The sequence below is a fragment of the Tunturiibacter gelidiferens genome, assembly GCF_013410115.1.
Lineage (GTDB): Bacteria > Acidobacteriota > Terriglobia > Terriglobales > Acidobacteriaceae > Edaphobacter > Edaphobacter gelidiferens.
In genome coordinates this window covers 64,734-85,492 of sequence record NZ_JACCCV010000001.1, presented here as the reverse complement: position 1 = coordinate 85,492, position 20,759 = coordinate 64,734, and the positions used below count along the sequence as shown (strand labels likewise).

Genomic DNA, 20,759 nt, shown 5'->3' with positions numbered 1-20,759 from the left:
CCTCGTTATCCACATCCCCCATAGCATCCAACATTCCGGTATCCCACCTTTGGGGGAGAACCACGTGCTCATTTTTCGGCTTTTCCTCCGTCTCCCAGCGTCCAATCAGAAGCGAGGGACGTCTTGATATGCAGTGCCCGAAACAACAGGAGAGTCGTATCGTGGCCATCAACGCCGACCAGCTGACTGCAACTCCTTTGCACCGAACAACTGACCCTTTGCCAACCGTCTGGTTGAAACGCCTCATCGACAGCGGCACCCTTTACATCCCCCAAAACCTCAACCCCAATCAGTTCGCAACCCTGCAAGCCATCACCCTGCTCCTCTCCTATCCGGGCTCGCGCTACGCCGCCTCCCGACTCGACGCAACCCTCGCCACCAGCGCCAGCGAGGCCGAACCCGACGCGCCCGCGCCCCCCATCACCTTCGACTACCGCCTCGGCCTCGACGAGATCGAAACCATCACCCGCACTCGCACCGGCTACTCCTTCACCGAGCTACCCGCCGAGCTGCAGGACGCCATCCTCAGCCTCATCGCCACCCGCGACCTCACCACGCGCAAGCTCGACCTCGCCCGCTGGCTGGCAGACCTCCACACCCACACCCTCGCCCTCGCCGCCTGACAGCAGATAGCAGGAATCACCCCGCTATCTGCTCCCGTAGTCTAGTGAAACTCATCCGCGCTAGGCCCATAGATCGCCGGCACCTTCGCATCGTTCAGCCTCAGATAAACCGTAAGCTGCCCACGATGATGTGCCAGATGACTCAGCGCGCCATTCGAAATCGTGACGTATCTCGGCCCCTCCGATAGCACCTGCGAATCCATCTTCAGCCGCCACGTCTTCATCAAATGGTCTTCCGTCGTATTCTCCAGCGCCTTCCGCGAAGCCTTTAGCCCATCCTCAAGCAGCAAAAGCAACTCCGCCCGCGTCTCCACCGCCTTCGTCTGAAAACTCTTTCCATTCCCATTTAAATCCAGTTCGTCGTGATCGATCATTAACGCCACCCAGCCAGGCATCGTCGCCACTAGCGCCGCCAGCTTCCCCAACTCCATCGACTTCTCATGCGGCTTCCAGGAATTCTGCCCCTCAGGCACCCTCTCAATCGCCTTCCGTGACGCCTCCGCTTCGCACTCCAACTGCTCCAGAAAATATCTCTTGAACTCCATCGCACTTCCTCCTCAGAAAGCCTCGGGCTCTCACTTCGAAAGTTAGTCGCCCATATATGACATCTGCTGTCATATTAAAGAAATAACTCTGTTGGGAAGCGAGGGCAGCCAATCCAATGAAGTCCGACCGCCTCCTCTCCACCCTCATGCTGCTTCAAGCTCACGGCCGTCTCTCCACCCGCGAGGTAGCCGAGCGCCTCGAGATCTCGCAGCGCACCGCCCATCGCGATATGGAAGCTTTATGTACAGCGGGCATTCCCCTCATCGCCCATCGCGGCGCAACCGGCGGCTGGGAGCTGCAAAGAGGCTGGCGCACCAAAGTCCCCGGCCTCGACGACGCCGAACTCCAGGCCCTCCTCATGGCCCAGCCCAGCGCTCTCGGCGACCGCAAACTCACCGCCGCCGCCCAGCGCGCCTTCGACAAGCTCATGGCCTCCATGCCAACCGCCATGCGCCTTCAGGCCCACTCCATTCAGGCCCGACTTCACATCGACCCCACCGGCTGGAGACCCTCCCCCGAAGACCTCTCTATGCTCCCCATCGTGCAGGACGCCCTCGCCCGCGACTGCAAGCTCACCTTTCTCTACACCCGCGCCGACGGCGACATCAGCACCCGCACCGTCGATCCTCTTGGCCTCGTCTGCAAACAAACCGTCTGGTATCTCATCGCGCAATCCCAGGCAGGCACCCGCACCTACCGGATCTCTCGCATGCACGAAGTTGTCGTCCTGGCTCTCTCATCTACCCGGCCGTCCAACTTCGATCTCGCCGCCTACTGGAAGCAAAGTACCGCAGCACTCAAAGACCGCCACCAGACCATCTCCACCATCCTTGCGCTCTCGGACGAAGCCGTCGCATCCATCGAACGTTGGTGTCCCATGGTTCCTGCGCTCAACCATCGCGCAGCACGAACCCTGCACAAGGGCTGGCGTCTCTTCCACGTGGAGTTCGAAAGCTACCGGCAAGCCCGCTTCGTCGTCCTGGGCCTGGGCTCTCGGGCAGCCGCCATTGCGCCACCCGACCTCCGCAAAGACATCAAAGCCGAAATCCGCCGCATGCATCGTGTCTCGTAACGACTTCGAATGCAAAGTCGAATCAACTCCAGTCAGACACGATTTCGCGGTTCAACTCGTTCTCATAAAAAGCGACGTTATCGCTTCCGCATCCTCAAGCTCTGCCAACTTCCATCCACCGTCCACCCGCCATCCACCGCCAGTGCCTGCCCATTCACAAAACCACTCCGCTCCGGCTCCGCCAGAAACAAGATCGCCTGCGCAATATCCTCCGGCGCAGCAAACCGCCCCATCGGATTCACGCCCTCGATATCCGCATCGTTGTAACCACCACCCGCCTGGTCCGCCACATCCATCTCCGTCTTCACCCATCCAGGACACACCGCATTGCACCTCACACCGCGCCCACCCCACTCCGCCGCCAGCGTCCTCGTCAACCCGATCAACCCATGCTTCGAGGCGTTATACGCCGAACGATCGCCAATCCCCACCAGCCCCGCAATCGAAGCCACGTTCACGATGCTCCCGCTCCTCTGCTCCAGCATCATCGCGCCGAACGCCTTCGCCAGCAAAAACGGAGCCAGCAGATTCACCTCCAGCACCCGCAGAAACGCCCTCCCCTCCACCGTCTCCGCCGGAGCAATAAAGCTGATGCCCGCATTATTCACCAGCACATCCACGCGACCCCACCGCGAACGCACCACCTCCACCGCCCGCTTCACCACTGCCTCATCCGAGATATCCCCCAACACCTCTTCGACCTCGGCCCCAGCCTTCTTCACCGCCTCCACCGTAGCCGTACAAGCCCGCAGATCCATCAGCAACAACCCATACCCCGCCGCAGCCAAAACCTCCGCCGCCCTACGCCCAATCCCCTGCGCCGCCCCCGTAACAATCGCAACCTTCATACCTCCCGAGATTACTGCACCGCCCCTTCCACCAGCGAGTCAATTACGCCATTGCCACTGCCACCGCAACCGTCAATCGCCGTTGTCGCTGCAGTCGCTGTTGCAGTTGTTGTTGCCGTTGCTGTTGAGGCTGCCGTCGCCGTTGCTGAGGCCGCTGTTGCCGTTGCTGTTGCCGTTGCTGTTGCTGTTGCCGTTGAGGTTGCCTTCTTTCTCTCAACAATCAAAGCCACGTCATCCTGAGGGAAGTTGCTCACGGCATCTTGTGAGCAACGCAGCCGAAGGATCCCCGTATTCGCATTTGTATTTGTGCTTGTCTTTGCCGTTGCCTTTTTGTTGTCATTCCGCAGCGCAGCGGAGGAATCTGCTGTTGCCCTTCATTTTTGCCGTTCGACAAAAGTTCTTGCGACCGGCTCACAGCAACACCGTGAGCCGCGCAGTGGAGAAACCCCTTTCCTCACGCGTCCCAAACTCTTGTCAAGCCCCAAACACAACAAAACCCGCTCCAGCCGCGGCTTTTCGCGTGGCGTATTAGTTTCATTCCACAAGGTAAAATGGAAAGGTATAGATGAAAAAGTGTCGTACAGACTCTATCCCATCCAACAGAAACGCTAACCCGTTTGATATGACGTATTTGCCTCTAACCCCTTTGAATGCAATATTTTGGAAGGACCGATTTTAGGATATTATTGAAACGAAGCGACTTAGTTTGGGGTCCCCCCCGGGGGGCGGCACCCCGCACCAGCAGACTTTCACCACCAAACAACGTTGACCCCCCTCGCGGAACGCGATACACTCATTAAGTTTGGCGCTGCAACCCCTGTGTCTTCATCTCAAGGGTTGCAGGGACGACAGGCTTAGGCCCGGCGGTCATTGGAAACTCAGACTGCGATGGCTTGACCGGTTGGCTTACTGCAGTGCTCCTGTATGCGCCCCATGCAGCACAATCTACTTTGAAGAAAGCGGTCAGCACGCGATCGCTTGAGGTTCTAGTCATGTACGCAGTCATCCGCACCGGCGGCAAACAGTATCTGGTCTCCCCTGGCGAGAAGTTGAAGATTGAAACCACCGCCCACGAGAACGGCAACATCGAGTTCTCAGACGTCCTCGCCGTCAGCGGTGAAGCAGGCAAGTTCGAGTCCGACCTCACCGGCGCCAAGGTTCTCGCATCCGTCGTCGGCGAAGGCCGCGGCGAAAAGATCCTCGTCTTCAAGCTCAAGCGCAAGAAGCAGTACAAGAAGATGCAGGGCCACCGCCAGAACTTCGTCGAGGTCAAGATCAACGAGATCCTCGTCAACGGCAAGAGCTTCAAGGAAGCATAAAGAAACAGCTTCTCTGCGAAAAGTTTTGTTTTACTTCCGTTTCCAGATTCAGTGAGCGCAAAAGCCCAGAGGGCAGCGCGAAAGAGGCAATCGAATGGCACATAAAAAAGGTTTAGGTTCTTCCAAAAACGGCCGCGACTCAAACGCCCAGCGGCTCGGAGTCAAAGTATTCGGTGGTCAGACGATCCTCGGCGGCGGCATCATCGTCCGTCAGCGTGGCACCCCGCTCAAGCCCGGCGCCAACGTCGGTCGCGGCAAAGATGACACTCTCTTCGCCAAAGTCGACGGCATCGTCCGGTTCCAGGACAAGGGCCAGCACGGCCGCTTCGTCAACGTCGATCCAGCCGAGCTTACTTCCGTTCCTGTCTAGTCGCCAGCAGTCACCAACAACTGGCCAAAAGTCACCATAAAGTCACCGCGATTTTGGATTGGAAACCCTGCCTCGGCAGGGTTTTCTAGTCTCGGACTGTCGTCCGACCTTACTTCCTCGCAACCAAAACAGGCTTGTTCTTCTCATTCAACCCAATTCGCCCCATCGGCGTCTCGTGATCGTGCGTAAACAGCACCAGCCAGCTCTCCGGAATCGCCCGCGCATAAAACCGCTTCCGCTGCGCAATCGTCTCCACCGGATCCAGGTCGTACCCCATCACCCAGGTCGGATCCAGATGCGAACTAGTTGGAATTAAATCCGAAATATAGCAGGCATGTTGACCCTTCGACTCGATATGAACCGCCATCAACTGCGCCGTGTGACCAGGGAAAACCTCCACACTAACGCCCGGACAGATCCCCGGATTCGCCCTGATTCCAGCATCGTCGAGCAGCGTCATCTGCCCCGACTCAACCAGCGGATCATAGTTCGGCGACAGATAACTCACCCGATCCCGATCCAGCTGCAGACGACCATGTTCCACCTCGCCACGATGCGCAAAGTACCGCGCATTCGGGAACGTCGGAGCTACCGAACCATTCGGATGCAGCGTGGTATTCCAACCGCAGTGATCAAAGTGGAGGTGAGTGTTCACCACAACATCCACCTCCTCAACCTTCACGCCCGCCGCAGCGAGCGACTGGGGCAGAAGCTCCTGGTTGCACTGGATCTCCCGCATCTTCGCCGACAGCTTGTTGCCGACTCCGGTCTCGATCACCACCGTATTCCTGCCGGTTCGCACCACCACCGTATTCAGCCCCAGCAGAATACGGTTCTGCTCATCCGCCGCGGCCCGCTTCTCCCACAACGGCTTCGGCACCACGCCGAACATAGCGCCGCCATCGAGCTTGTATGTCCCATCCGTACAAACTGTCAGCTCGAAGTCCCCAACCTTAGTCCGCGCCCGAACCAACTCCGCGGCCGCATCGTGCAGCCCGCTTCCGTCCCCAAAGGCCATAAGTCCCTCACTCACATCCTACTGTGAGGGATATAGTCGAGAGGTAGACAGTCAGACCCGCGAAGCCGCCAGCAACTCTACGCTGGCCGCAACGTGCTCTCCAGGAGCACCAGCGACCATTCCCGCTGTCGCTGCCGCGGTCACCAGCGCCCCCGACGTAGGAGCACGCTTGCTCTGGAAGCACTGCCTGCAAAGCACCGGCCGCCCCTGTGTCGGCTTGAACGGCACAGTAGTCTCCACCCCGCACTCGGAGCACTCGGTACGAGTCTCGGTTCTTGACAGGCCTGCCGCCGCCGGTCCCGCGCCAGCCTTAAGCCCCACCCCGGACCGTTTGGACTTGCATGGCTTACAGCGCTTCGGGTCGTTCTTGAATTGTTTGTCGAAGAAAAAGAGTTGTTCCCCGGCGGTGAAGATGAACTCGCCGCCGCAATCTGCACAGGTTAATAGCCGATCCAGAAATTCCATGCCGCTTCTCCCGTCCTACGGAAAGGAAGAACACCCGAGGGCTCGATCGTGGCAACGCCGCAAGGGGCTTACCTTTGCTGATGACCATTACTTTGGATTTGAAGGGGGCCCGAAACTGCGAGTTCGTGGAATTTGCTCAGATTTGCCGGTCAATGTGAACCCGTAATCAGGCTCTGTCTGCCGGGGCTAGTCAATGGCGGGAGTCCATCTCTAGCGGTTCAGGCGGCCGTCTCTTCAAACTCGCTGATAGAGGAAGAGACGGCACGTCGTGGTTGGGGAGCTAACTAATCCTGCTCCTTACGGACCTTCTTGCGATTGCGCTTGCGTGCAAGCGCTTCTTTCACACGCTTCTTCTCACCTGGTTTCAGATAAAAAGAGTGACGCTTGACTTCCTTGATGATGTCTTCCGTCTGCACCTTGCGCTTAAAGCGCCGCAGGGCATTCTCAAGGGGTTCGCCTTCTTGTACTCGAACCTCTGCCAACAAAAATACACCTCCAAACACTCCCAATCGGGATATATCCAGAATACGCCCCTTCGTCAAGAAAATCACATAAATCGTTGGTAATTCGAGGCCGGATACCGACTCTTGCGAAAGCTGAAATCTTTTGCATTCCGAGGGTAGAATTTGTTCATGATTCGCACTTACCAGACACACACACCGACAATTCCTGCCAGCTCCTACGTCGATCTGTCAGCTCAAATCATCGGTGACGTTATCCTCGGCGAACAAGCGAGTGTCTGGATGAACGCGGTCGTCCGGGGTGACGTGAATTCGATCCGCATCGGTGCGAAGAGCAATGTACAAGACTGTGCGGTTCTGCATGGTATGCGCAATCTCTATCCGGTGATCGTAGGGGAGCTGGTGACCATCGGACACAATGCCACCGTGCACGGATGCGTGTTGGAAGATATGGTTCTGGTTGGCATCGGCGCGACCATCTTGAACGACGCCCGAATTGGGGAGGGATCTATCATCGCGGCGGGAGCGGTCATTCCAGAGCATACGGTGATTCCGCCGAACTCGTTGGTTGCGGGTGTTCCGGGGAAGGTGAGGCGAACACTGGGCGATGCGGATCGGGAGTTGATCCTGAAGTACGCACAGAACTATCTGGATTACACGGCGATTTACCTGGCCGAAGCTGCTGGTGCGTAAATCAGGTGAGGCTTTCGCTACACTGGAAGTGATGGCTACTTTGAAGGCAGTACGCGGGACTCGGGACTTGTTGCCTCCCGAGACGGCGCTTTGGAACTATGTGGAGGCTACGGCGAGAGCCGTCTTTGCACGCTATGGATTTGGGGAGATTCGCACACCGATCTTCGAGGACACGTCGCTGTTCGCGCGTGGTGTGGGCGAGGAGACGGACATTGTCTCCAAGGAGATGTATACGTGGGAGGATCGCACGCGGGCTGATAGTGATACCGCGCAGAGCCTGACGTTGCGGCCGGAGAATACGGCTGGAGTTGTGCGTGCGTATATCGAGCACAAGCTTGCGGATACTGGAATGCTGCAGAAGCTGTTCTACATTGGGCCGCAGTTCCGGCGCGAGCGACCGCAGCGTGGACGATATCGTCAGTTCTGGCAGATTGGGGCGGAAGTGCTTGGTCCGGCCTGGTCTGGTGCTGATAGTGCCCTGCGTGATGCTGAGGTTCTGGAGATGCTTTCTACCTTCCTGAACGAGTTGGGCGTGAAGGGGTGGAAGCTTGAGGTGAACTCGGTTGGTTCGTCGACGGATCGGCCGAAGTACATTGCTGCGCTGCGTGAGGCTTTGGCTCCGGTGAAGGACAAGATGAGTGCAGATAACCAACGTCGCGCGGAGACGAATCCGCTGCGCGTGCTGGACTCGAAGGATGCTGGAGATCAGGAGATCATCAACGGTCTGCCGAAGATCGCCGACTTCCTGGATGAGGCGAGCAAGGAGCACTTTGCGCAGGTGCTTGCTGCGCTTGATGTTTGTGGAGTTGCTTATACGGTGAATCCTCGGCTGGTTCGTGGTTTGGACTACTACACACGGACGACGTTCGAGTTCACTGTGCCTGATGGAAGCGGTTTGGGGACTCAGAACGCTTTGCTTGGTGGAGGAAGATACGACGGATTGTCGGAGATGCTTGGTGGTCCGAAGGCTCCTGGAATCGGGTTCGCGATTGGCGAAGATCGGTTGATCCTTACGCTTCAGGCGCAGGAATCTGCGGCGAAGGAGCGGAAGCTCGATGCGTTCGTTGCTCCGATGGGAGTTGAGCGAAATGCTGCTGCGCTTGCGCTGGCTCAGGAGCTTCGTCGCGCGGGACTTTCGGTTGAGGTTGGAGATGGAAGTTTCCGGCTGAAGAAGTCCTTCGAGGCTGCCGATAAGCTCGCTCGGAGAATGGTGATTGTCGGCGAAGATGAGGTTTCATCGGGTATTCTGACGGTTAAAGACTTTAGCGCTGGAGAGCAGACGAAGGTTCCTCGCGCTGAGCTTGCAGGCTTTCTGCGCGCTTAGTGAACTCTGCTTCCTGATTAGCTCCTCGCGAGCGACTTCGATTTTGAAAGTGAATGAGATCATGTTGGATTTTTTAGGTAGTTTGCAGCGGACCCATATATGTGGCGAGCTTCGCGTGGAGCAAGATGGGCAGCCGGTGGTGTTGATGGGCTGGGTGAATCGCCGTCGCGACCATGGGAACCTGATCTTTCTCGATGTGCGGGACCGGAGTGGGATTACTCAGGTCGTGCTCGACAAAGAGGTGTCCGGCGAGGCACATGCTAAGGCTGAGGCTGCGCGGTCGGAGTACGTTGTTGCGGTGAAGGGTAAGGTTCGGCGGCGTGGTGCGGGGCTTGAGAACCCCAATATGCCTACTGGTGCGATTGAGGTGGTTGCGAGCGAGTTGTTGCTACTGAACGAGGCTAAGACTCCTCCATTCTCCCCTGCGGAAGATGCGATTGCGAACGAAGAGGTGCGGTTGAAGTATCGCTATCTCGATCTGCGACGCACGGAGATGCAGCATAACTTCGCGCTGCGCAGCAGGGTTGCGATGGCGATTCGCAACTTCCTTGTTGAGCAGGGCTTTCTTGAGATTGAGACTCCTTTCATGACGCGTTCTACGCCTGAGGGAGCGCGTGACTACCTGGTGCCGAGCAGGGTGCATGCGGGCAGCTTCTATGCGCTGCCGCAGTCGCCGCAGATCTTCAAGCAGATCCTGATGATCTCGGGATTCGATAAGTATTTTCAGATTGCTCGTTGCTTCCGCGATGAGGATCTACGTGCAGATCGGCAGCCGGAGTTTACCCAGATCGACCTTGAGATGAGCTTTCCCCAGCAGGAGAAGGTGTTTCGCGTCGTCGAGGGTTTTCTGACTGCTGCGTTCAAGACGGCTTCGATCTCGTTGACGACTCCTTTTGTGCAGATGACTTATGACGATGCGATCAAGAACTACGGGATCGACAAGCCGGATATGCGGCTGCCGGCGATGGTTTCGCTGACTGATGAGTTGACTCCTGAGTTGAGGGAGACGTTGAAGATTGAGAAAGAGCTGCCGGTGCTTGGGTTTGTAATTCCCAAGGCGGGTATGCTGAGCGGGACGCAGAAGCGTGCGCTGGTGGAGGAGATTCGCGCTACGTTTGGCGACTGCGGCTTGGACTTTCTGGATGTGGCTCGGTTGAAGACGAATGATGCGTTTGCTCCGTTAGCTTCTGTGATTGAGGCGAAGCTGTCGGAGGAGCAGACTCGGTTTGAAGGTGCTGCGAGCCAGGTTGATGCTGCCGATCTGATCATTGTTGTTACTCCCAAGATTGGTGCTCCGGCTAAGTGGAACTTCGATCCGCAGTGGATCTATAAGCGGGTTGGTGCTTTGCGGTTGCAGCTTGCCACTAAGTTTGCCGACAAGCATGGACGGTTTGTGAAGACTGGTACCGAGGCTGACTTCAAGTTTCTCTGGGTCACCGACTTCCCGATGTATGAGTGGGATGAGGAGACCAAGGTTTGGAATGCGGCGCATCATCCGTTCACCTCTCCGCATGAAGAGGACATCAAGTCGGGCAAGCTAACGAACGATAAGGGCGCTGTGCGGGCGCTTGCTTACGACATCGTGCTGAATGGAACGGAGCTTGGTTCGGGCTCGATTCGTATTCACCGGCAGGATGTGCAGGCCGAGATCTTCCGGTCGCTGGGCATGTCGGACGCAGAGGCGAAGGAGCGGTTTGGCTTCTTCCTGGATGCGCTGGAGTACGGCACGCCTCCGCATGGCGGCATTGCGCTGGGGCTGGACCGGATTGTGATGATACTTGCTGGTGCGACTAGCCTCCGTGAGGTGATTGCGTTTCCGAAGACGGCGAAGGCGATCGACCTGATGGTCGATGCGCCTACGCCGGTTAGCGATCAGCAGATGCGGGAGCTGCATTTGAAGACCTCGGTTAGAAGCTAGCGCTGCCGCTTGGGCCCACTGCGCTTTGTCACCCCACAAACGAAGACCTGTTTGTGGGGACCCCGATTCGCGCGGTCACTTCGTGACGGGTATACCCCTTCGGCTGGTCCTCCCGATGGTCGGGATCAAGATTCGTTCGCGACCATCGGGAGCGCCGGGGCGAAGCCGGTATACAAGTCACGAAGTGACCGCGCCGCGCGTAGCGGGCCCGTCCGGCAGGACAGGCATCTATGAGCTTGTGCTCTGCTCGAGCTCAAGGCGAGTGAAGACTTCCATGATGGCTCCGGGTTCGGCGAGGTCGAGGCCGTCGTTCGAGGACTCGACGGCGCGGACCACATCGGGTGTCTCCGGAGTGTTGTTGAGACGGACGGCGTTGGACGAGGCCAGCTGAAGTCCGTAGAGGAGCGCCGTGGCGCGCTTGGTGTCGATGCGGTTGGTGGCGAGCGCGTTGATGACCACGGAGAGTGCAAACTGAACCGCCTCGCGGTCTTCGAGAGCGCACAGCTCCAGATCTCGGCCGGCAGTGAAGTAGGGGCGAGAGATGTCGTTGGGCCGGAACTGCGCGTGGCGGACGTGGAGGCGATTGTGGAAGTAGCAGTAGTCGCCGCCGGTGAGGGCGGGCGCGTGGCATTGCAGACCGTTGGTCTTGATGTGACGGCAGATTGGATATTCCATGGTGCCTCTCCTGGAGTACCCCCTGGGGGGTTATTTCCGTATAAGTTGAATGTTTGCAACAAGATGACAAATTGTCGTTTTGCTAAATTCGTGCAACCATTGGGGTTAGCGGCAAATACGTCTTTCTAAAGGGTTTAGGTTTAAAAACGAAAGCCCCAAGCTTTGGCTCGGGGCTTTTGAGATCTCTACCTTTCAAGTTTACCAAGTTGAGTGAAACTAATGCGCCACGTCGATCTTGTTTGTTTTGTTTTGGTTAGATGGTTTGTGGGGTTGACAGTGTTTTTTCTGGGGAATGCTCGGTTTTGTGGGGTCTGGCGAGATGCTGGTTCCTTCACTTCGCTGCGCTTTAGTCGGAATGACACGGTTACGGGAACGGTGGTTCAACAAGTGAGGCGGTTGAATTTTAGGGCAGTGAGAAATCTCCGGAATTCGTTCTTGAGGTCTAGGCAGAGCGAAGCCTTCTTCGGTAAGTTTCTTGAATCTGAGGGCTGGCTGAAGAGGGCAGGTTGGTTCTGGGAGGGCTGGCGTGCGGGATGTGAGGGTGATTGCGGTGGCGATTGTCTGCGGGTCTTTGCTGACGGGATGCAGGCGGGTGGCTCCTATGAGGATGGATTCGTCGACTCCGGTGTCGGTTGTTGTGTCGCGTGGCGAGGGATACGAGCAGAGAATTGCGGCGACCTTTCAGGATCCTAAAGGGGGCGGGCATATTCGTGAGGTCACGGTGTCGGTGATGTCGAGTAACGTGCGGCCGGGAGAGCAGAGGGGGTGGTCGGCGAAGGAGTGCCTGGTGCGATACGACGTGCGGGCGCAGGAGATTGACCTGGTGCCGAATATGGGTGGAGTGTGGGGGAGTCATGCGGCGAGGGTGGGGAGCGGGGCGATGTTGAAGAACTCGCAGTGCACGGTGATGGCGGCGGGGGCTTCGTCGGAGATTGAGGGGAAGAGTTTGACGGTGAATCTTGTGGTGGAGTTTGCACCGGAGTTTGCCGGGGAGAAGCGGGTTTATCTGCAGAGCGAGGATGCGGAGGGGGTTTGGAGCGCGAATTATCAGCAGGCGTTTGGCAGCTTGACGGTGGCTTCGCGGTAGATGGCCTGGGCCGTTTTGAGGGGAGCAGGTCTCTCCGCTGCGCGCGGGGCGGTCACTTCGTGACGGGTATACCCCTTAGGTTGGCGCTCCCGATGGTCGCGATGAGAGATCTCTTCGCCGTCAACGGAATGCCGCTAGAGCACCCTGCGGTGACGTGCACTCCTTTTCATCCAGCGCTTGGCTAGTTCATCCAGCGCTTGTCGTTGGGGTTCTTGCGGAGCTCGTCGGGGTCGACGTAGCGGCCGTCTTTGTCGAAGTGGACCTCGCGGTTCTGCTTCTTCATGTAGACCTCGAACTTGCGGGCGGCGCGGCGGCGCTTCCAGCGGTAGTAGCGGTTGCGGACGCCGAAGTAGCGCTCGGAGACGGCGAAGGCGAGGCCGCGGCGGGGAGCGAATTTGACGAAGAGCGCACCGCAGAGGGCGCCCGAGAGCTGGATGAGAGCGTTGAAGCTGTCGGCCTGCTTGAGCAGAATGGCGATGGCGATGAGGATGTAGATCGCGACCATGTACTTGGCCTTGATGCGAAGGACAAACCAGAGGAGAAACTCCTGGTCGCCGAAGATCATGGCGATGGCGACCATGAGGCCGAAGATGCCGGACCAGGCTCCGGCGGCGACGATGTCGGGACGCAGGCCGAGGACGTGGGTGAAGGAGAGGGCGGAGGCGAGGATGGCGCCGCCGATGACGGAGGTGAGGTAGAGCTCGGCCAGCCAGCGGCCGCCGAAGGAGGGCTCGAGGAGGGAGCCGGTGAACCAGAGGGTGAGCATACCGAAGAGGATGCCGAGGATGCCCTGCTCGACGAAGGAGTAGGTGAGGAGCTGCCAGATTTCGCCGTGGAGGACGGCGAGGGGCTCGAGGATGAGGTGGGCGAGGAGGACGGCCTGAAGTCCCGGGGCGAGCCAGCGGAGGAGGAGAAGGCCGAAGAAGGTTCCGACGTTCAGAAGGATGAGCTTGCGGGTGGTGCCTTCGAAGGCGGGGAGAGCGAGCGAGATGGGGCCGGAGCGAGGCATGGATGCTTTTCTTATTTCATCATAGGTTCTCCGGTCCGGTGGCGGGGAGAGTTTGCGCCGATTTGCGCGGACGGCGCTGATTTTTTCATCAAAACGGGACGCCTTGCTGTTGGTCTGCGGATTTACACGCTGTTGTTTCCGGATTTAGTCGATGCGATCTTCGAGCAGCACCTTTACCTTGTCGCCTGGCTGTTTGTTGATGGTTTTACGGATGTCTGCCTTGACGGGCAGTTTATGGGTGCCGTCGCCGAGGGCCATGAAAGAACTGCGGAAGGGGTGGCCATCGATCTTTCCGGTGACTTTGACGAGTCCTCGCGTGCCGAAGAATTTTACTGAGTCGGGCCAGACGACGTAGGTCCAACCACCTTTGGCAGGGCTCTTTTGCAGGGTGGCGGTGAAAGTTTTGTTCAGCATTGGGTGTGACCTCCTGTCATCCGGCCAGGAACTCCGTTTTGCCTGGAAGCAATATAAGCTGTTTTCGAGCGCTGTGTCCTGCCGGACGGGCCCACTACGCGTGGGGCGGTCACTTCGTGACTTGTGTAGGGCTTTGCTCGGCGCTTCCGTTGGTCGCGAAGGAAGATGTTTCCGACCAGCGGGAGGACCCGTGCCGCTCATTCCGGCAAGACTGGTATACGCGTCACGAAGTGACCGCCCTCCGCGCAGGAGGACCGTCCGGCAGGACATTACTATTTTGCCGGGGTTGGGGGGCGCTGGCCGCGTTCGGGTGTGGGGAGGACGGCTATGCTGCGGTGGCCGGCGGGGTCGACGGAACGGACGGCGAAGACTACGTTGTCTTTGGAGATGGCTAGCTTGAGGTTGAGGGAGGAGCCTGCGGCCTCGGAGTCGGTCCAGACGGGCTGGTCGGTCTCGCGAAAGACGACCTCGTAGGTGGTGCTGGCGGGAGCGCCGGCGGGGGGCTGCCAGGTGAGCTCGGTGTTGTTGTCGAGGGCGGTGGTGAGGGTGCGGACATTCTGCGGCTCGCCGGGGGCGGAGGCGAGGGTGGCGAGGGTGGCGGCGTTGAGGCGGGCTACGTTGGCGACGTAGTTGAAGTCGACGAACTGGAGGAGGTCGCCGTATTGGGTGCCGTTTTCTACGCGGACGTCCTGGTGCTGGTGGTTGAAGTTTTCGGTCCACTCGGTGAAGCGGACGGCGGCGAAGCCCTCCTGGTTGAAGCTGGTGTGGTCGCCGCCGCGGAGGAAGCGGTCGCGACGGAAGATGAGGACGGGGTGGAAGGCGGGGATCATGTGCATGGCCGTGCTGTGGGGGCGGTTGGCGGGGGTTCCGGCGGAGAGGCGCTGCGAGGTGGGGTGGAAGTAGGTGGAGGAGACGTCGACGATGGCGCGGGCGAGTTCGCGGGAGGGGGAGTCGCCTTCGGCGCCGAGATTTTCGATGGTGCGGAGTTGGTCGGGGGTGGCATTGGCGGGGATGCCTTCGGAGAAGACGCGGACGGTGGTCTTGTCCTGGATGTTGGGCGGCGTGGTGCTGCCGGGGGTGGTGTCGCCGCCGACGATGTCGTTGTTGAGGACGGCTTCGAGCTGCCAGTTTTCTTCACGCGCGAGTTTGGCCAGGTGGGCGCTGCCGTTTAGGCCTTGTTCTTCTCCGGCTACGGCTACGAAGACGATGGTGCCGGGGAACTTGAGTTTGGAGAGGACGCGGGCGGATTCGAGGGAGACGGCTACTCCGCTGGCGTCGTCGTTGGCTCCGGGGGCGGGGTCGTGGGTGTTTTCGTTCTTCGAGTTGCGGGAGTCGTAGTGGCCGGTGACGAGGACCATGCGGGCGACCTGTGCGGGGTCGGTGCCGCGGAGGATGGCGTAGACGTTCGAGATCTTTGTGGGTTTGGTGATGCGGGCATTTGGTACGGAGCTGGCGGGTTCGGTGAAGGTGTCGCGCTTTACTTCGAGGCAGTTGTTGCAGGCGGTGGAGATGGATTTGAACTCGGACTCGATCCAGTCGGCAGCGGCGTTGACGCCGGTGTTGGGGGCGAGGTCAGTGTCCATGCTGGAGAGGGTGCTGCGGTTGTTGAAGGAGACGAGTTTGGTGATGGTGGCTTTGATGTGGTCGGGGGAGATTTGCGCGAGGGCTGCGGCGATGGCGGGGTCGGCTGGTGCGGGGGTGATGGGCTTGCCGGTGGCGAGCGGCTGTTGTGCGTGCAGGAGGGTGCAGGCGAGGAGGGCGGTGGTTCCGAGGAAGCGAGAGCGGGCCGGGCGTGCGGGCGAGACGGATGCTGCGATCACGAAATTTTTCTCCTTTTGCAAAACCGGGGTGCCGGGTGAATCGTATGCTTGACGTGGGAACGGGATGGCCGCTAAATAAATAGCAAGGGCGTCCGTCGGGATGTTCCTGTAATCCTATAGACGGGCGAGTGGGCCCAAAGACCCTGGAGGCACGACCATGGCTGTTGTTTGTCCGGAATGCGATAACCCGATTGTTGTTGACGTCGATGAAGTGGAAGAGGGAGAGACGGTGCAGTGCGATGAGTGCGGCGTCGATCTCGAGGTTGTTTCTGTTGATCCACTGGAATTGGCGGCTGTCGACGATGCGGGTTATGACGATGAAGATGTAACGCATACCGACGAGGAGGAAGAGGAGTAACGGCTGATCTGGATGGTGATAGCCGTATACTGGAAGACATGAAGCGTACTGATCTCTTGCTCCGTTCGTTTACCGGTAGGGTGATTCTCGCGTCTTGCTCGCTGATGACTGTCTTTGGTGCTGTGCAGTCGATTTCCGCAGTTGCGGAGCAGCGGGGTCCAGTGCAACGGGTTGTCCAGGGCAAAGTTGTCGATGCCGAAGGGACGGCCGTGAAGGGCGCGGTGGTCTACTTGAAGGACGATCATAGCCTCGCGGTGAAGAGCTACTTTTCAGACGATGCGGGCGGCTACCGTTTCGGGCAGCTGGTGCAGAATACGGATTATGAGATCTGGGCTGAGAGTAACGGGAAGAAGAGCGGCGTGAAGACGATCAGCTCTTTCGACAATAAAAATCAGTTTTATATCGATTTGAAGATAAGCAAGTAGCTGTCCTGCCGGACGGGCCCACTACGCGTGGGGCGGTCACTTCGTGACTTGTACACCGGTCTTGATGGCGAGATGCCTGGGTCCTCCCGTTGGTCGGAAGGAGGACTCCAGGCTTGCTGCGCCGGGACAGATCTAGTCGGCGATGCCTGGGTCGGGTGGGTCTACGCCCAGGGCAGTGGCGAGGGCGATGAGGTGGTCCTGCTCCTGCATGAGGATCTCGCGGAGGGACTCGCCGATGGCGAACTCGTTGAGCTCGTCGCACTGGCGGATGCGGCGGCGGTAGTTGGCGATGGTCTTCTTCTCGTTTTCGAGGTCGAAGCGCAGCATATCCTCGGCCTTCTCGGAGGTCTTGACTGGCTTGGGGGTGACGGATGGCATGCCGCCGAGATAGTCGATGTGATTGGAGAGGGCGATGGCATGGGCGAGCTCTTCGGTGGCGTGGACGGCGAGCTCGTCGGCGATATTCATATATTGAGCGCCTTTGAGGACCTGCGAGTAGACGACATAGGCGATGATGGCCTGATATTCGCGGGAGAGATCTTCGTTAAGGAGATCGACTAGTTTTTCGCGGGTGATGACCGAGGGTGCGGTTGCTTTATCAGGCATGTGTTCTCCAGTGCTTGCTGCGGTAGTGGTGTCAGTTGTGAGATGCAGGAAGTGTAGCTGGAGTTTATGAAGGGTTGATTGAGCATGGCAGAGGATGTGGGAGCCGCAATCATTGGAAGAGAATGATTGCGGCTGTTGCGGAATCGGTTTACATGGGGTAATCGGTGCAGCCGGTGGTGCCTGAACGTAGAACGTTGTGGCATCGGGGCGCGCGGGCAGGCCGGGGTTGGAGATGAAGAGTTTGCCGAAGGCTACGGCGTCGGCTTTGCTCTCGTCAGGAGCGGCTGACCGGCGGCGAAGCTGCGTCATTGGATGGGTAGGGCTTTGAGCCAGGCGCGGAAGGAGGGACCGAGGTCTTTGTGCTTGAGGGCGAGCTCTACGGTGGCGCGGAGAAAGCCTTGCTTGTCGCCTGCATCGTGGCGCTTGCCCTGGTAGCTGAATCCGTAGACTTTTTCGTGTTGAAGGAGGGCTTTGATGCCGTCGGTGAGCTGGAGTTCGCCGCCTGCGCCGGGGGTGATGTGCTCGAGCATCTCGAAGATGCGCGGGGTGAGAATGTAACGGCCGATGATCGCATTCTGCGATGGGGCGTCTTGGGGTTTGGGTTTTTCGACGAGGTTTTTGACGGCGAGCAGGCGCGGGTTTTTGGGATCGGGCGTGCAGTCGAGGCAGCCGTAGTTCTGGATGGCTGCGCCTTCGACGATCTCGGAGCCGAGGATGCTGGATTGGGTTTCGTTGAAGGCTTCGACCATCTGCTTCATGCAGGGGATGGTGGCGTCGACGATGTCGTCGGGGAGGAGGACGGCGAAGGGTTCGTCGCCGACGAGCTCTTTGGCCATGAGGACGGCGTGGCCGAGGCCGAGGGGTTCGGGCTGGCGGGTGTAGGTGATCTTGGCGAGCTTTGCGACGGAGCGCGCGACTTCGAGGAGGGCGGTTTTATTCTTTGCGGCGAGGGAGGCTTCAAGCTCGGGGCTGCGGTCGAAGTGATCTTCCATGGTGGACTTGCCGCGTCCGGTGACGATGATGATCTCGGTGCAGCCGGCGGCTACTGCCTCTTCGACGCCGTACTGGATGAGGGGCTTGTCGACGAGGCAGAGCATCTCTTTGGGCATGGCCTTGGTGGCGGGGAGGAAGCGGGTGCCCATGCCTGCGGCGGGGAAGACGGCTTTGCGGATTTTCTGGGGAGTCATGGTTCAGCAATCTCGATTCAATTGGCTGTTAGGTAGTTTAACAAACCTGTCAGAAATGTTATTGATACGGATTCCACGGTTGTTCGGGGCAGTCCCATGTTGTAGCGGGCGCGCGCATCCCGACCAAGCCTAATAGCCTTTGATATATCGTCTTCAGGAAAAGTGCCAATCTCGTCCATGATGCCGTTCAATATATCGGCGAGGTTTGCGCTTATGATGTGGGACACGTCTACTCCGTAAACCCCGGCAATTTTCAAATACATGTTTCTGTTGTCGGTATCGGTATGAAAATCCCAGAGTGAAGATTCATCGGTGACCAATGCCCATTCCAGCTGCAGGACTTCCTTGATGAAGTTGTCCCGCAGTTCCGGGAAGCGCGAGACTCGCTCATCGGACGCGAAGGTGATTTTTGGTTTCGAACCGGGTCGGGGCATTCTCTGTCCAGTAGCTACAAAATCAGTGTACTTGCGCTTTGCGTCATCCAATGCGGATCGATGATCATCACCTAAGCCCGATAGGTAATATGCACCCAAGAGGTCTGCGCGCCATCGCTTCTTTTGGAGGCGTTCTGGGAGATCGGATGAACTTTCTCCCTGGTCGATGTAATCAATAGGATAGTCTTCGAAGCGCCAGGAGGCCTTAAAGAAAGATTTAATCCACGCTAACCGTGCTCTAGTTTGTCTCGACAATTTCATCGTCTACAGGACTGGCGAGTCGTCGTGGAGCATGGCTTTGCGGACGATTTTGATTGGGGCGAAGCCCTGGCGCATGAAGTCGTCGTGGAAGGTCTGGAGGTTGAAGGCTGCGCCTTGTTTCTTCATCATGTCGGCGCGAAGCTTCATGATCTCGAGTTTGCCGAGGGTGTAGTAGAGGTAGGTGGCGTCGGCGGTGCCGCGCTTGGTTTCGACGAGGGCGACGGAGTGGGATTGGTAGCCGTCTGTGACGAAGAAGTTGACGGCCTGATCGATCGTCCACTGGCCTCCGGGGGCGCCTTGTCCGGTGTGGAGCTTGATGGAGTTGACAAAGCGGGCGTCGCGGAGAAGGGCGTCCTGGATCTGGCCGAGGCGGATGAGTTTGGCTTCGCGCTCGTTTTGGGCTCCGGTTCCGGGTTGGCCGTATCCCTGGTCGAGCATCATCTGTTCGGTGTAGTGGGCCCAGCCTTCGATGTTGGTGTTGGCGCCGAGGATCTTGCGGACGGTGGAGGGGAATTGTGGGGTCCAGAGGAACTGGACGTAGTGGCCGGGGTAGGCCTCGTGGACGCTGGTGCTGATGACCGTGCCGACGTTGAATGCGGCCATGTGCTCGGCGATGTGTTCGGGCGTCCAGGATTTTTCAGGCAGGGTTACGTTGAAGTAGGCCTTGGTGGAGTGGGTTTCGAAGGGGCCGGGAGGGTCCATCGATGCTTGCGTGGTGGCGCGCATGAAGGGTGGAGTCTCCTCTAAGGTGGGTTCGACCTTGGAGGGAATGGTGATGATGTGGTGGGTGTTGATGAAGTCGATGAGGCTGGCGAAGGTGTCGTTGAAGGTGCTGAGGAGTTTGTCGGGGGCGGGGTGGATGGTGGCTAGTTCGGCGAGGACCTGCTGCGGGGTCTTGGAGGGGTCGACTTCTTTGGCTACGCGGGCGAACTCGGCTTGGTTTTTGTGCAGGTCGGCGAAGGCGATGTCGAGGAGGCGGTCGAGGGGGATGTCGACCATCTCGTCGTAGCTGAGTTTTTTGGCGAAGGTGTCGGCGCCGAACTTGAAGTCGCCGTTGGAGCGGGGGAGGAGGTCGGATTTAAGCCAGGCGGCGTAGGACTTGAGGGCTTCGATGACGGCGGCGTTTGATTTTGCGAAGGCGGCTTTGGTGTCTGCGTCGGTGGCGTCGGTAAAGGCGGAGGGGACGTCGGTCTGGAAGAAGCCGATGATGTCGTCGATCTGTTCGAGGGCGATCTCGGTGTAGATGTGTGGGGGATTTTTGAGGTTCTTGCGGGCTTCGAGGAGGACTTGCGGCATCTGGTTTTCGCGGGCCACGAGGGCTTTGAGGCGGATGTCGGCGGAGGCGTAGGGGCGCTCCATGATGACGAAGGCGGAGTTGGTGATGCCGGAGGAGTAGTTGTCGGGGTTCTTCTCCCAGGGGCGGATGACCTCGAGGGTGAGGAGGGTGCTGCGGATGCTGTTGAGGAGGATGGCGCGGTCGCCGGCTACGGAGGCGTCGAGGGCGGAGGGGTCGATGGCTTCGACTTTTTTCTCGTAGGTGTGGAGGGCGGCGATCTCTCTCTGGATGTTTGTGGCGGAGTAGTCCTCGAGCTTGTCGTCGTACTGGTGTAGACCGGCGGAGGTGCCGGCGGTGGGGCCGAAGTGAAAGTAGACGTCGGAGAAGTACTGGTCGGCGAGGTAGTTGAACGTCTGGACACCGCCGTCGGCGGAGAGGTGCTGGGCGTGGGCCTGGGGAGCCGATGCGAGCAGGATTGGCGTGAGCACGAGGGTTGCCAGGAGAGTGCGGTTCATTGACATTGCAATGAGTTTACGGCATGACTGGCTGT

At 58.8% G+C, this 20,759-nt stretch carries 24 protein-coding genes; 10 read left to right on the top strand and 14 right to left on the bottom strand.

What is annotated here, in order from left to right:
- Positions 1 to 161: 161 nt before the first annotated feature.
- Entirely contained in the window at positions 162 to 623 is a 462-nt protein-coding gene (locus HDF12_RS00325) for a gluconate 2-dehydrogenase subunit 3 family protein (RefSeq protein WP_179580283.1), read from the top strand.
- Positions 624 to 664: 41 nt separating this feature from the next.
- Here HDF12_RS00325 and HDF12_RS00320 read toward each other — a convergent pair whose 3' ends face one another.
- Positions 665 to 1,168 carry a DinB family protein gene (locus HDF12_RS00320; RefSeq protein WP_179580281.1) on the bottom strand — a complete coding sequence of 168 codons (504 nt, stop codon included), beginning with the start codon at positions 1,166 to 1,168 and terminating at the stop codon, positions 665 to 667.
- A 116-nt stretch (positions 1,169 to 1,284) separates the two neighbouring features.
- On the opposite strand from HDF12_RS00320, the gene HDF12_RS00315 reads away from it, so the two are divergent.
- Positions 1,285 to 2,241 carry a helix-turn-helix transcriptional regulator gene (locus HDF12_RS00315; protein WP_179580279.1) on the top strand — a complete coding sequence of 319 codons (957 nt, stop codon included), beginning with the start codon at positions 1,285 to 1,287 and terminating at the stop codon, positions 2,239 to 2,241.
- A 77-nt stretch (positions 2,242 to 2,318) separates the two neighbouring features.
- Here the strand turns inward: HDF12_RS00315 and HDF12_RS00310 are convergent, their stop codons facing one another.
- Positions 2,319 to 3,089 carry an SDR family NAD(P)-dependent oxidoreductase gene (locus tag HDF12_RS00310; protein WP_179580277.1) on the bottom strand — a complete coding sequence of 257 codons (771 nt, stop codon included), beginning with the start codon at positions 3,087 to 3,089 and terminating at the stop codon, positions 2,319 to 2,321.
- Positions 3,090 to 3,100: 11 nt separating this feature from the next.
- Complete coding sequence (locus HDF12_RS00305; RefSeq protein ID WP_179580274.1) at positions 3,101 to 3,343, bottom strand: hypothetical protein; 243 nt, start codon at positions 3,341 to 3,343, stop codon at positions 3,101 to 3,103.
- Positions 3,344 to 4,081: 738 nt separating this feature from the next.
- On the opposite strand from HDF12_RS00305, the gene rplU reads away from it, so the two are divergent.
- Together rplU and rpmA are read left to right on the top strand one after the other, a co-directional pair.
- The gene (gene rplU, locus HDF12_RS00300; RefSeq protein ID WP_179580272.1) at positions 4,082 to 4,408 is read left to right on the top strand and encodes a 50S ribosomal protein L21; all 327 of its coding nucleotides are present in this window, start codon (positions 4,082 to 4,084) and stop codon (positions 4,406 to 4,408) included.
- A 94-nt stretch (positions 4,409 to 4,502) separates the two neighbouring features.
- The gene (gene rpmA / locus HDF12_RS00295; protein WP_179580270.1) at positions 4,503 to 4,778 is read left to right on the top strand and encodes a 50S ribosomal protein L27; all 276 of its coding nucleotides are present in this window, start codon (positions 4,503 to 4,505) and stop codon (positions 4,776 to 4,778) included.
- A 109-nt stretch (positions 4,779 to 4,887) separates the two neighbouring features.
- Here rpmA and HDF12_RS00290 read toward each other — a convergent pair whose 3' ends face one another.
- From HDF12_RS00290 to rpsU, 3 genes are all read right to left on the bottom strand, one after another.
- On the bottom strand, positions 4,888 to 5,796 hold the full coding sequence (locus tag HDF12_RS00290; RefSeq protein WP_179580268.1) for an MBL fold metallo-hydrolase: 909 nt from the start codon (positions 5,794 to 5,796) through the stop codon (positions 4,888 to 4,890).
- Between the two features lie 51 nt (positions 5,797 to 5,847).
- On the bottom strand, positions 5,848 to 6,261 hold the full coding sequence (locus HDF12_RS00285; protein WP_179580266.1) for a zinc-ribbon domain containing protein: 414 nt from the start codon (positions 6,259 to 6,261) through the stop codon (positions 5,848 to 5,850).
- 284 nt (positions 6,262 to 6,545) lie between these two features.
- A complete protein-coding gene (rpsU, locus tag HDF12_RS00280; protein WP_014267628.1) occupies positions 6,546 to 6,743 on the bottom strand; it encodes a 30S ribosomal protein S21 in 198 nt (65 codons plus the stop codon).
- A 150-nt stretch (positions 6,744 to 6,893) separates the two neighbouring features.
- On the opposite strand from rpsU, the gene HDF12_RS00275 reads away from it, so the two are divergent.
- The 3 genes from HDF12_RS00275 (at position 6,894) to aspS (ending at position 10,657) form a co-directional block, all read left to right on the top strand.
- Positions 6,894 to 7,415, top strand: a complete 522-nt coding sequence (locus HDF12_RS00275; protein WP_179580264.1) for a gamma carbonic anhydrase family protein — start codon at positions 6,894 to 6,896, stop codon at positions 7,413 to 7,415.
- A 31-nt stretch (positions 7,416 to 7,446) separates the two neighbouring features.
- On the top strand, positions 7,447 to 8,739 hold the full coding sequence (hisS, locus tag HDF12_RS00270; protein ID WP_179580262.1) for a histidine--tRNA ligase: 1,293 nt from the start codon (positions 7,447 to 7,449) through the stop codon (positions 8,737 to 8,739).
- A 61-nt stretch (positions 8,740 to 8,800) separates the two neighbouring features.
- Entirely contained in the window at positions 8,801 to 10,657 is a 1,857-nt protein-coding gene (gene aspS / locus HDF12_RS00265) for an aspartate--tRNA ligase (protein ID WP_179580260.1), read from the top strand.
- A gap of 228 nt (positions 10,658 to 10,885) precedes the next feature.
- Here aspS and HDF12_RS00260 read toward each other — a convergent pair whose 3' ends face one another.
- The gene (locus HDF12_RS00260; RefSeq protein ID WP_179580258.1) at positions 10,886 to 11,332 is read right to left on the bottom strand and encodes a hypothetical protein; all 447 of its coding nucleotides are present in this window, start codon (positions 11,330 to 11,332) and stop codon (positions 10,886 to 10,888) included.
- Between the two features lie 526 nt (positions 11,333 to 11,858).
- On the opposite strand from HDF12_RS00260, the gene HDF12_RS00255 reads away from it, so the two are divergent.
- Positions 11,859 to 12,419 carry a hypothetical protein gene (locus HDF12_RS00255; RefSeq protein WP_179580256.1) on the top strand — a complete coding sequence of 187 codons (561 nt, stop codon included), beginning with the start codon at positions 11,859 to 11,861 and terminating at the stop codon, positions 12,417 to 12,419.
- Between the two features lie 181 nt (positions 12,420 to 12,600).
- On the opposite strand, the gene HDF12_RS00250 is transcribed toward HDF12_RS00255, so the two are convergent.
- From HDF12_RS00250 to HDF12_RS00240, 3 genes are all read right to left on the bottom strand, one after another.
- The gene (locus HDF12_RS00250) at positions 12,601 to 13,428 is read right to left on the bottom strand and encodes a rhomboid family intramembrane serine protease (RefSeq protein ID WP_179580254.1); all 828 of its coding nucleotides are present in this window, start codon (positions 13,426 to 13,428) and stop codon (positions 12,601 to 12,603) included.
- Positions 13,429 to 13,572: 144 nt separating this feature from the next.
- A complete protein-coding gene (locus tag HDF12_RS00245; protein ID WP_179580252.1) occupies positions 13,573 to 13,842 on the bottom strand; it encodes a DUF1905 domain-containing protein in 270 nt (89 codons plus the stop codon).
- A 272-nt stretch (positions 13,843 to 14,114) separates the two neighbouring features.
- On the bottom strand, positions 14,115 to 15,662 hold the full coding sequence (locus HDF12_RS00240; RefSeq protein ID WP_179580250.1) for a M20/M25/M40 family metallo-hydrolase: 1,548 nt from the start codon (positions 15,660 to 15,662) through the stop codon (positions 14,115 to 14,117).
- A 157-nt stretch (positions 15,663 to 15,819) separates the two neighbouring features.
- On the opposite strand from HDF12_RS00240, the gene HDF12_RS00235 reads away from it, so the two are divergent.
- Together HDF12_RS00235 and HDF12_RS00230 are read left to right on the top strand one after the other, a co-directional pair.
- Positions 15,820 to 16,020: a hypothetical protein gene (locus tag HDF12_RS00235; protein ID WP_179580248.1), complete on the top strand. Its 201-nt coding sequence runs from the start codon at positions 15,820 to 15,822 to the stop codon at positions 16,018 to 16,020.
- Positions 16,021 to 16,058: 38 nt separating this feature from the next.
- Positions 16,059 to 16,445, top strand: a complete 387-nt coding sequence (locus tag HDF12_RS00230) for a carboxypeptidase-like regulatory domain-containing protein (protein WP_179580246.1) — start codon at positions 16,059 to 16,061, stop codon at positions 16,443 to 16,445.
- A 132-nt stretch (positions 16,446 to 16,577) separates the two neighbouring features.
- Here HDF12_RS00230 and HDF12_RS22105 read toward each other — a convergent pair whose 3' ends face one another.
- From HDF12_RS22105 to HDF12_RS00210, 4 genes are read right to left on the bottom strand one after another with little or no spacing between them, the layout of a single operon-like run.
- On the bottom strand, positions 16,578 to 17,360 hold the full coding sequence (locus HDF12_RS22105; RefSeq protein ID WP_257025279.1) for a ferritin-like domain-containing protein: 783 nt from the start codon (positions 17,358 to 17,360) through the stop codon (positions 16,578 to 16,580).
- On the bottom strand, positions 17,357 to 18,238 hold the full coding sequence (gene galU, locus HDF12_RS00220) for a UTP--glucose-1-phosphate uridylyltransferase GalU (protein WP_179580245.1): 882 nt from the start codon (positions 18,236 to 18,238) through the stop codon (positions 17,357 to 17,359). The genes HDF12_RS22105 and galU overlap by 4 nt, the downstream gene beginning before the upstream one ends.
- Positions 18,239 to 18,255: 17 nt before the next feature.
- Entirely contained in the window at positions 18,256 to 18,933 is a 678-nt protein-coding gene (locus tag HDF12_RS00215; RefSeq protein WP_179580244.1) for a hypothetical protein, read from the bottom strand.
- A 3-nt stretch (positions 18,934 to 18,936) separates the two neighbouring features.
- On the bottom strand, positions 18,937 to 20,724 hold the full coding sequence (locus HDF12_RS00210; RefSeq protein ID WP_179580243.1) for a DUF885 domain-containing protein: 1,788 nt from the start codon (positions 20,722 to 20,724) through the stop codon (positions 18,937 to 18,939).
- Positions 20,725 to 20,759: the final 35 nt, after the last annotated feature.

What these genes read in the sequence shown, in the direction of transcription:
- HDF12_RS00215 (WP_179580244.1), bottom strand. Translation starts at nt 18,933, where the DNA reads ATGAAATTGTCGAGACAAACTAGAGCACGGTTAGCGTGGATTAAATCT.
- galU (WP_179580245.1), bottom strand. Translation starts at nt 18,238, where the DNA reads ATGACTCCCCAGAAAATCCGCAAAGCCGTCTTCCCCGCCGCAGGCATG.
- HDF12_RS00230 (WP_179580246.1), top strand. Translation starts at nt 16,059, where the DNA reads ATGAAGCGTACTGATCTCTTGCTCCGTTCGTTTACCGGTAGGGTGATT.
- HDF12_RS00210 (WP_179580243.1), bottom strand. Translation starts at nt 20,724, where the DNA reads ATGAACCGCACTCTCCTGGCAACCCTCGTGCTCACGCCAATCCTGCTC.
- HDF12_RS00290 (WP_179580268.1), bottom strand. Translation starts at nt 5,796, where the DNA reads ATGGCCTTTGGGGACGGAAGCGGGCTGCACGATGCGGCCGCGGAGTTG.
- aspS (WP_179580260.1), top strand. Translation starts at nt 8,801, where the DNA reads ATGTTGGATTTTTTAGGTAGTTTGCAGCGGACCCATATATGTGGCGAG.
- rpmA (WP_179580270.1), top strand. Translation starts at nt 4,503, where the DNA reads ATGGCACATAAAAAAGGTTTAGGTTCTTCCAAAAACGGCCGCGACTCA.
- HDF12_RS00275 (WP_179580264.1), top strand. Translation starts at nt 6,894, where the DNA reads ATGATTCGCACTTACCAGACACACACACCGACAATTCCTGCCAGCTCC.
- HDF12_RS00310 (WP_179580277.1), bottom strand. Translation starts at nt 3,089, where the DNA reads ATGAAGGTTGCGATTGTTACGGGGGCGGCGCAGGGGATTGGGCGTAGG.
- HDF12_RS22105 (WP_257025279.1), bottom strand. Translation starts at nt 17,360, where the DNA reads ATGACGCAGCTTCGCCGCCGGTCAGCCGCTCCTGACGAGAGCAAAGCC.
- HDF12_RS00250 (WP_179580254.1), bottom strand. Translation starts at nt 13,428, where the DNA reads ATGCCTCGCTCCGGCCCCATCTCGCTCGCTCTCCCCGCCTTCGAAGGC.
- hisS (WP_179580262.1), top strand. Translation starts at nt 7,447, where the DNA reads ATGGCTACTTTGAAGGCAGTACGCGGGACTCGGGACTTGTTGCCTCCC.
- HDF12_RS00285 (WP_179580266.1), bottom strand. Translation starts at nt 6,261, where the DNA reads ATGGAATTTCTGGATCGGCTATTAACCTGTGCAGATTGCGGCGGCGAG.
- HDF12_RS00235 (WP_179580248.1), top strand. Translation starts at nt 15,820, where the DNA reads ATGGCTGTTGTTTGTCCGGAATGCGATAACCCGATTGTTGTTGACGTC.
- rplU (WP_179580272.1), top strand. Translation starts at nt 4,082, where the DNA reads ATGTACGCAGTCATCCGCACCGGCGGCAAACAGTATCTGGTCTCCCCT.
- HDF12_RS00245 (WP_179580252.1), bottom strand. Translation starts at nt 13,842, where the DNA reads ATGCTGAACAAAACTTTCACCGCCACCCTGCAAAAGAGCCCTGCCAAA.
- HDF12_RS00320 (WP_179580281.1), bottom strand. Translation starts at nt 1,168, where the DNA reads ATGGAGTTCAAGAGATATTTTCTGGAGCAGTTGGAGTGCGAAGCGGAG.
- HDF12_RS00260 (WP_179580258.1), bottom strand. Translation starts at nt 11,332, where the DNA reads ATGGAATATCCAATCTGCCGTCACATCAAGACCAACGGTCTGCAATGC.
- HDF12_RS00315 (WP_179580279.1), top strand. Translation starts at nt 1,285, where the DNA reads ATGAAGTCCGACCGCCTCCTCTCCACCCTCATGCTGCTTCAAGCTCAC.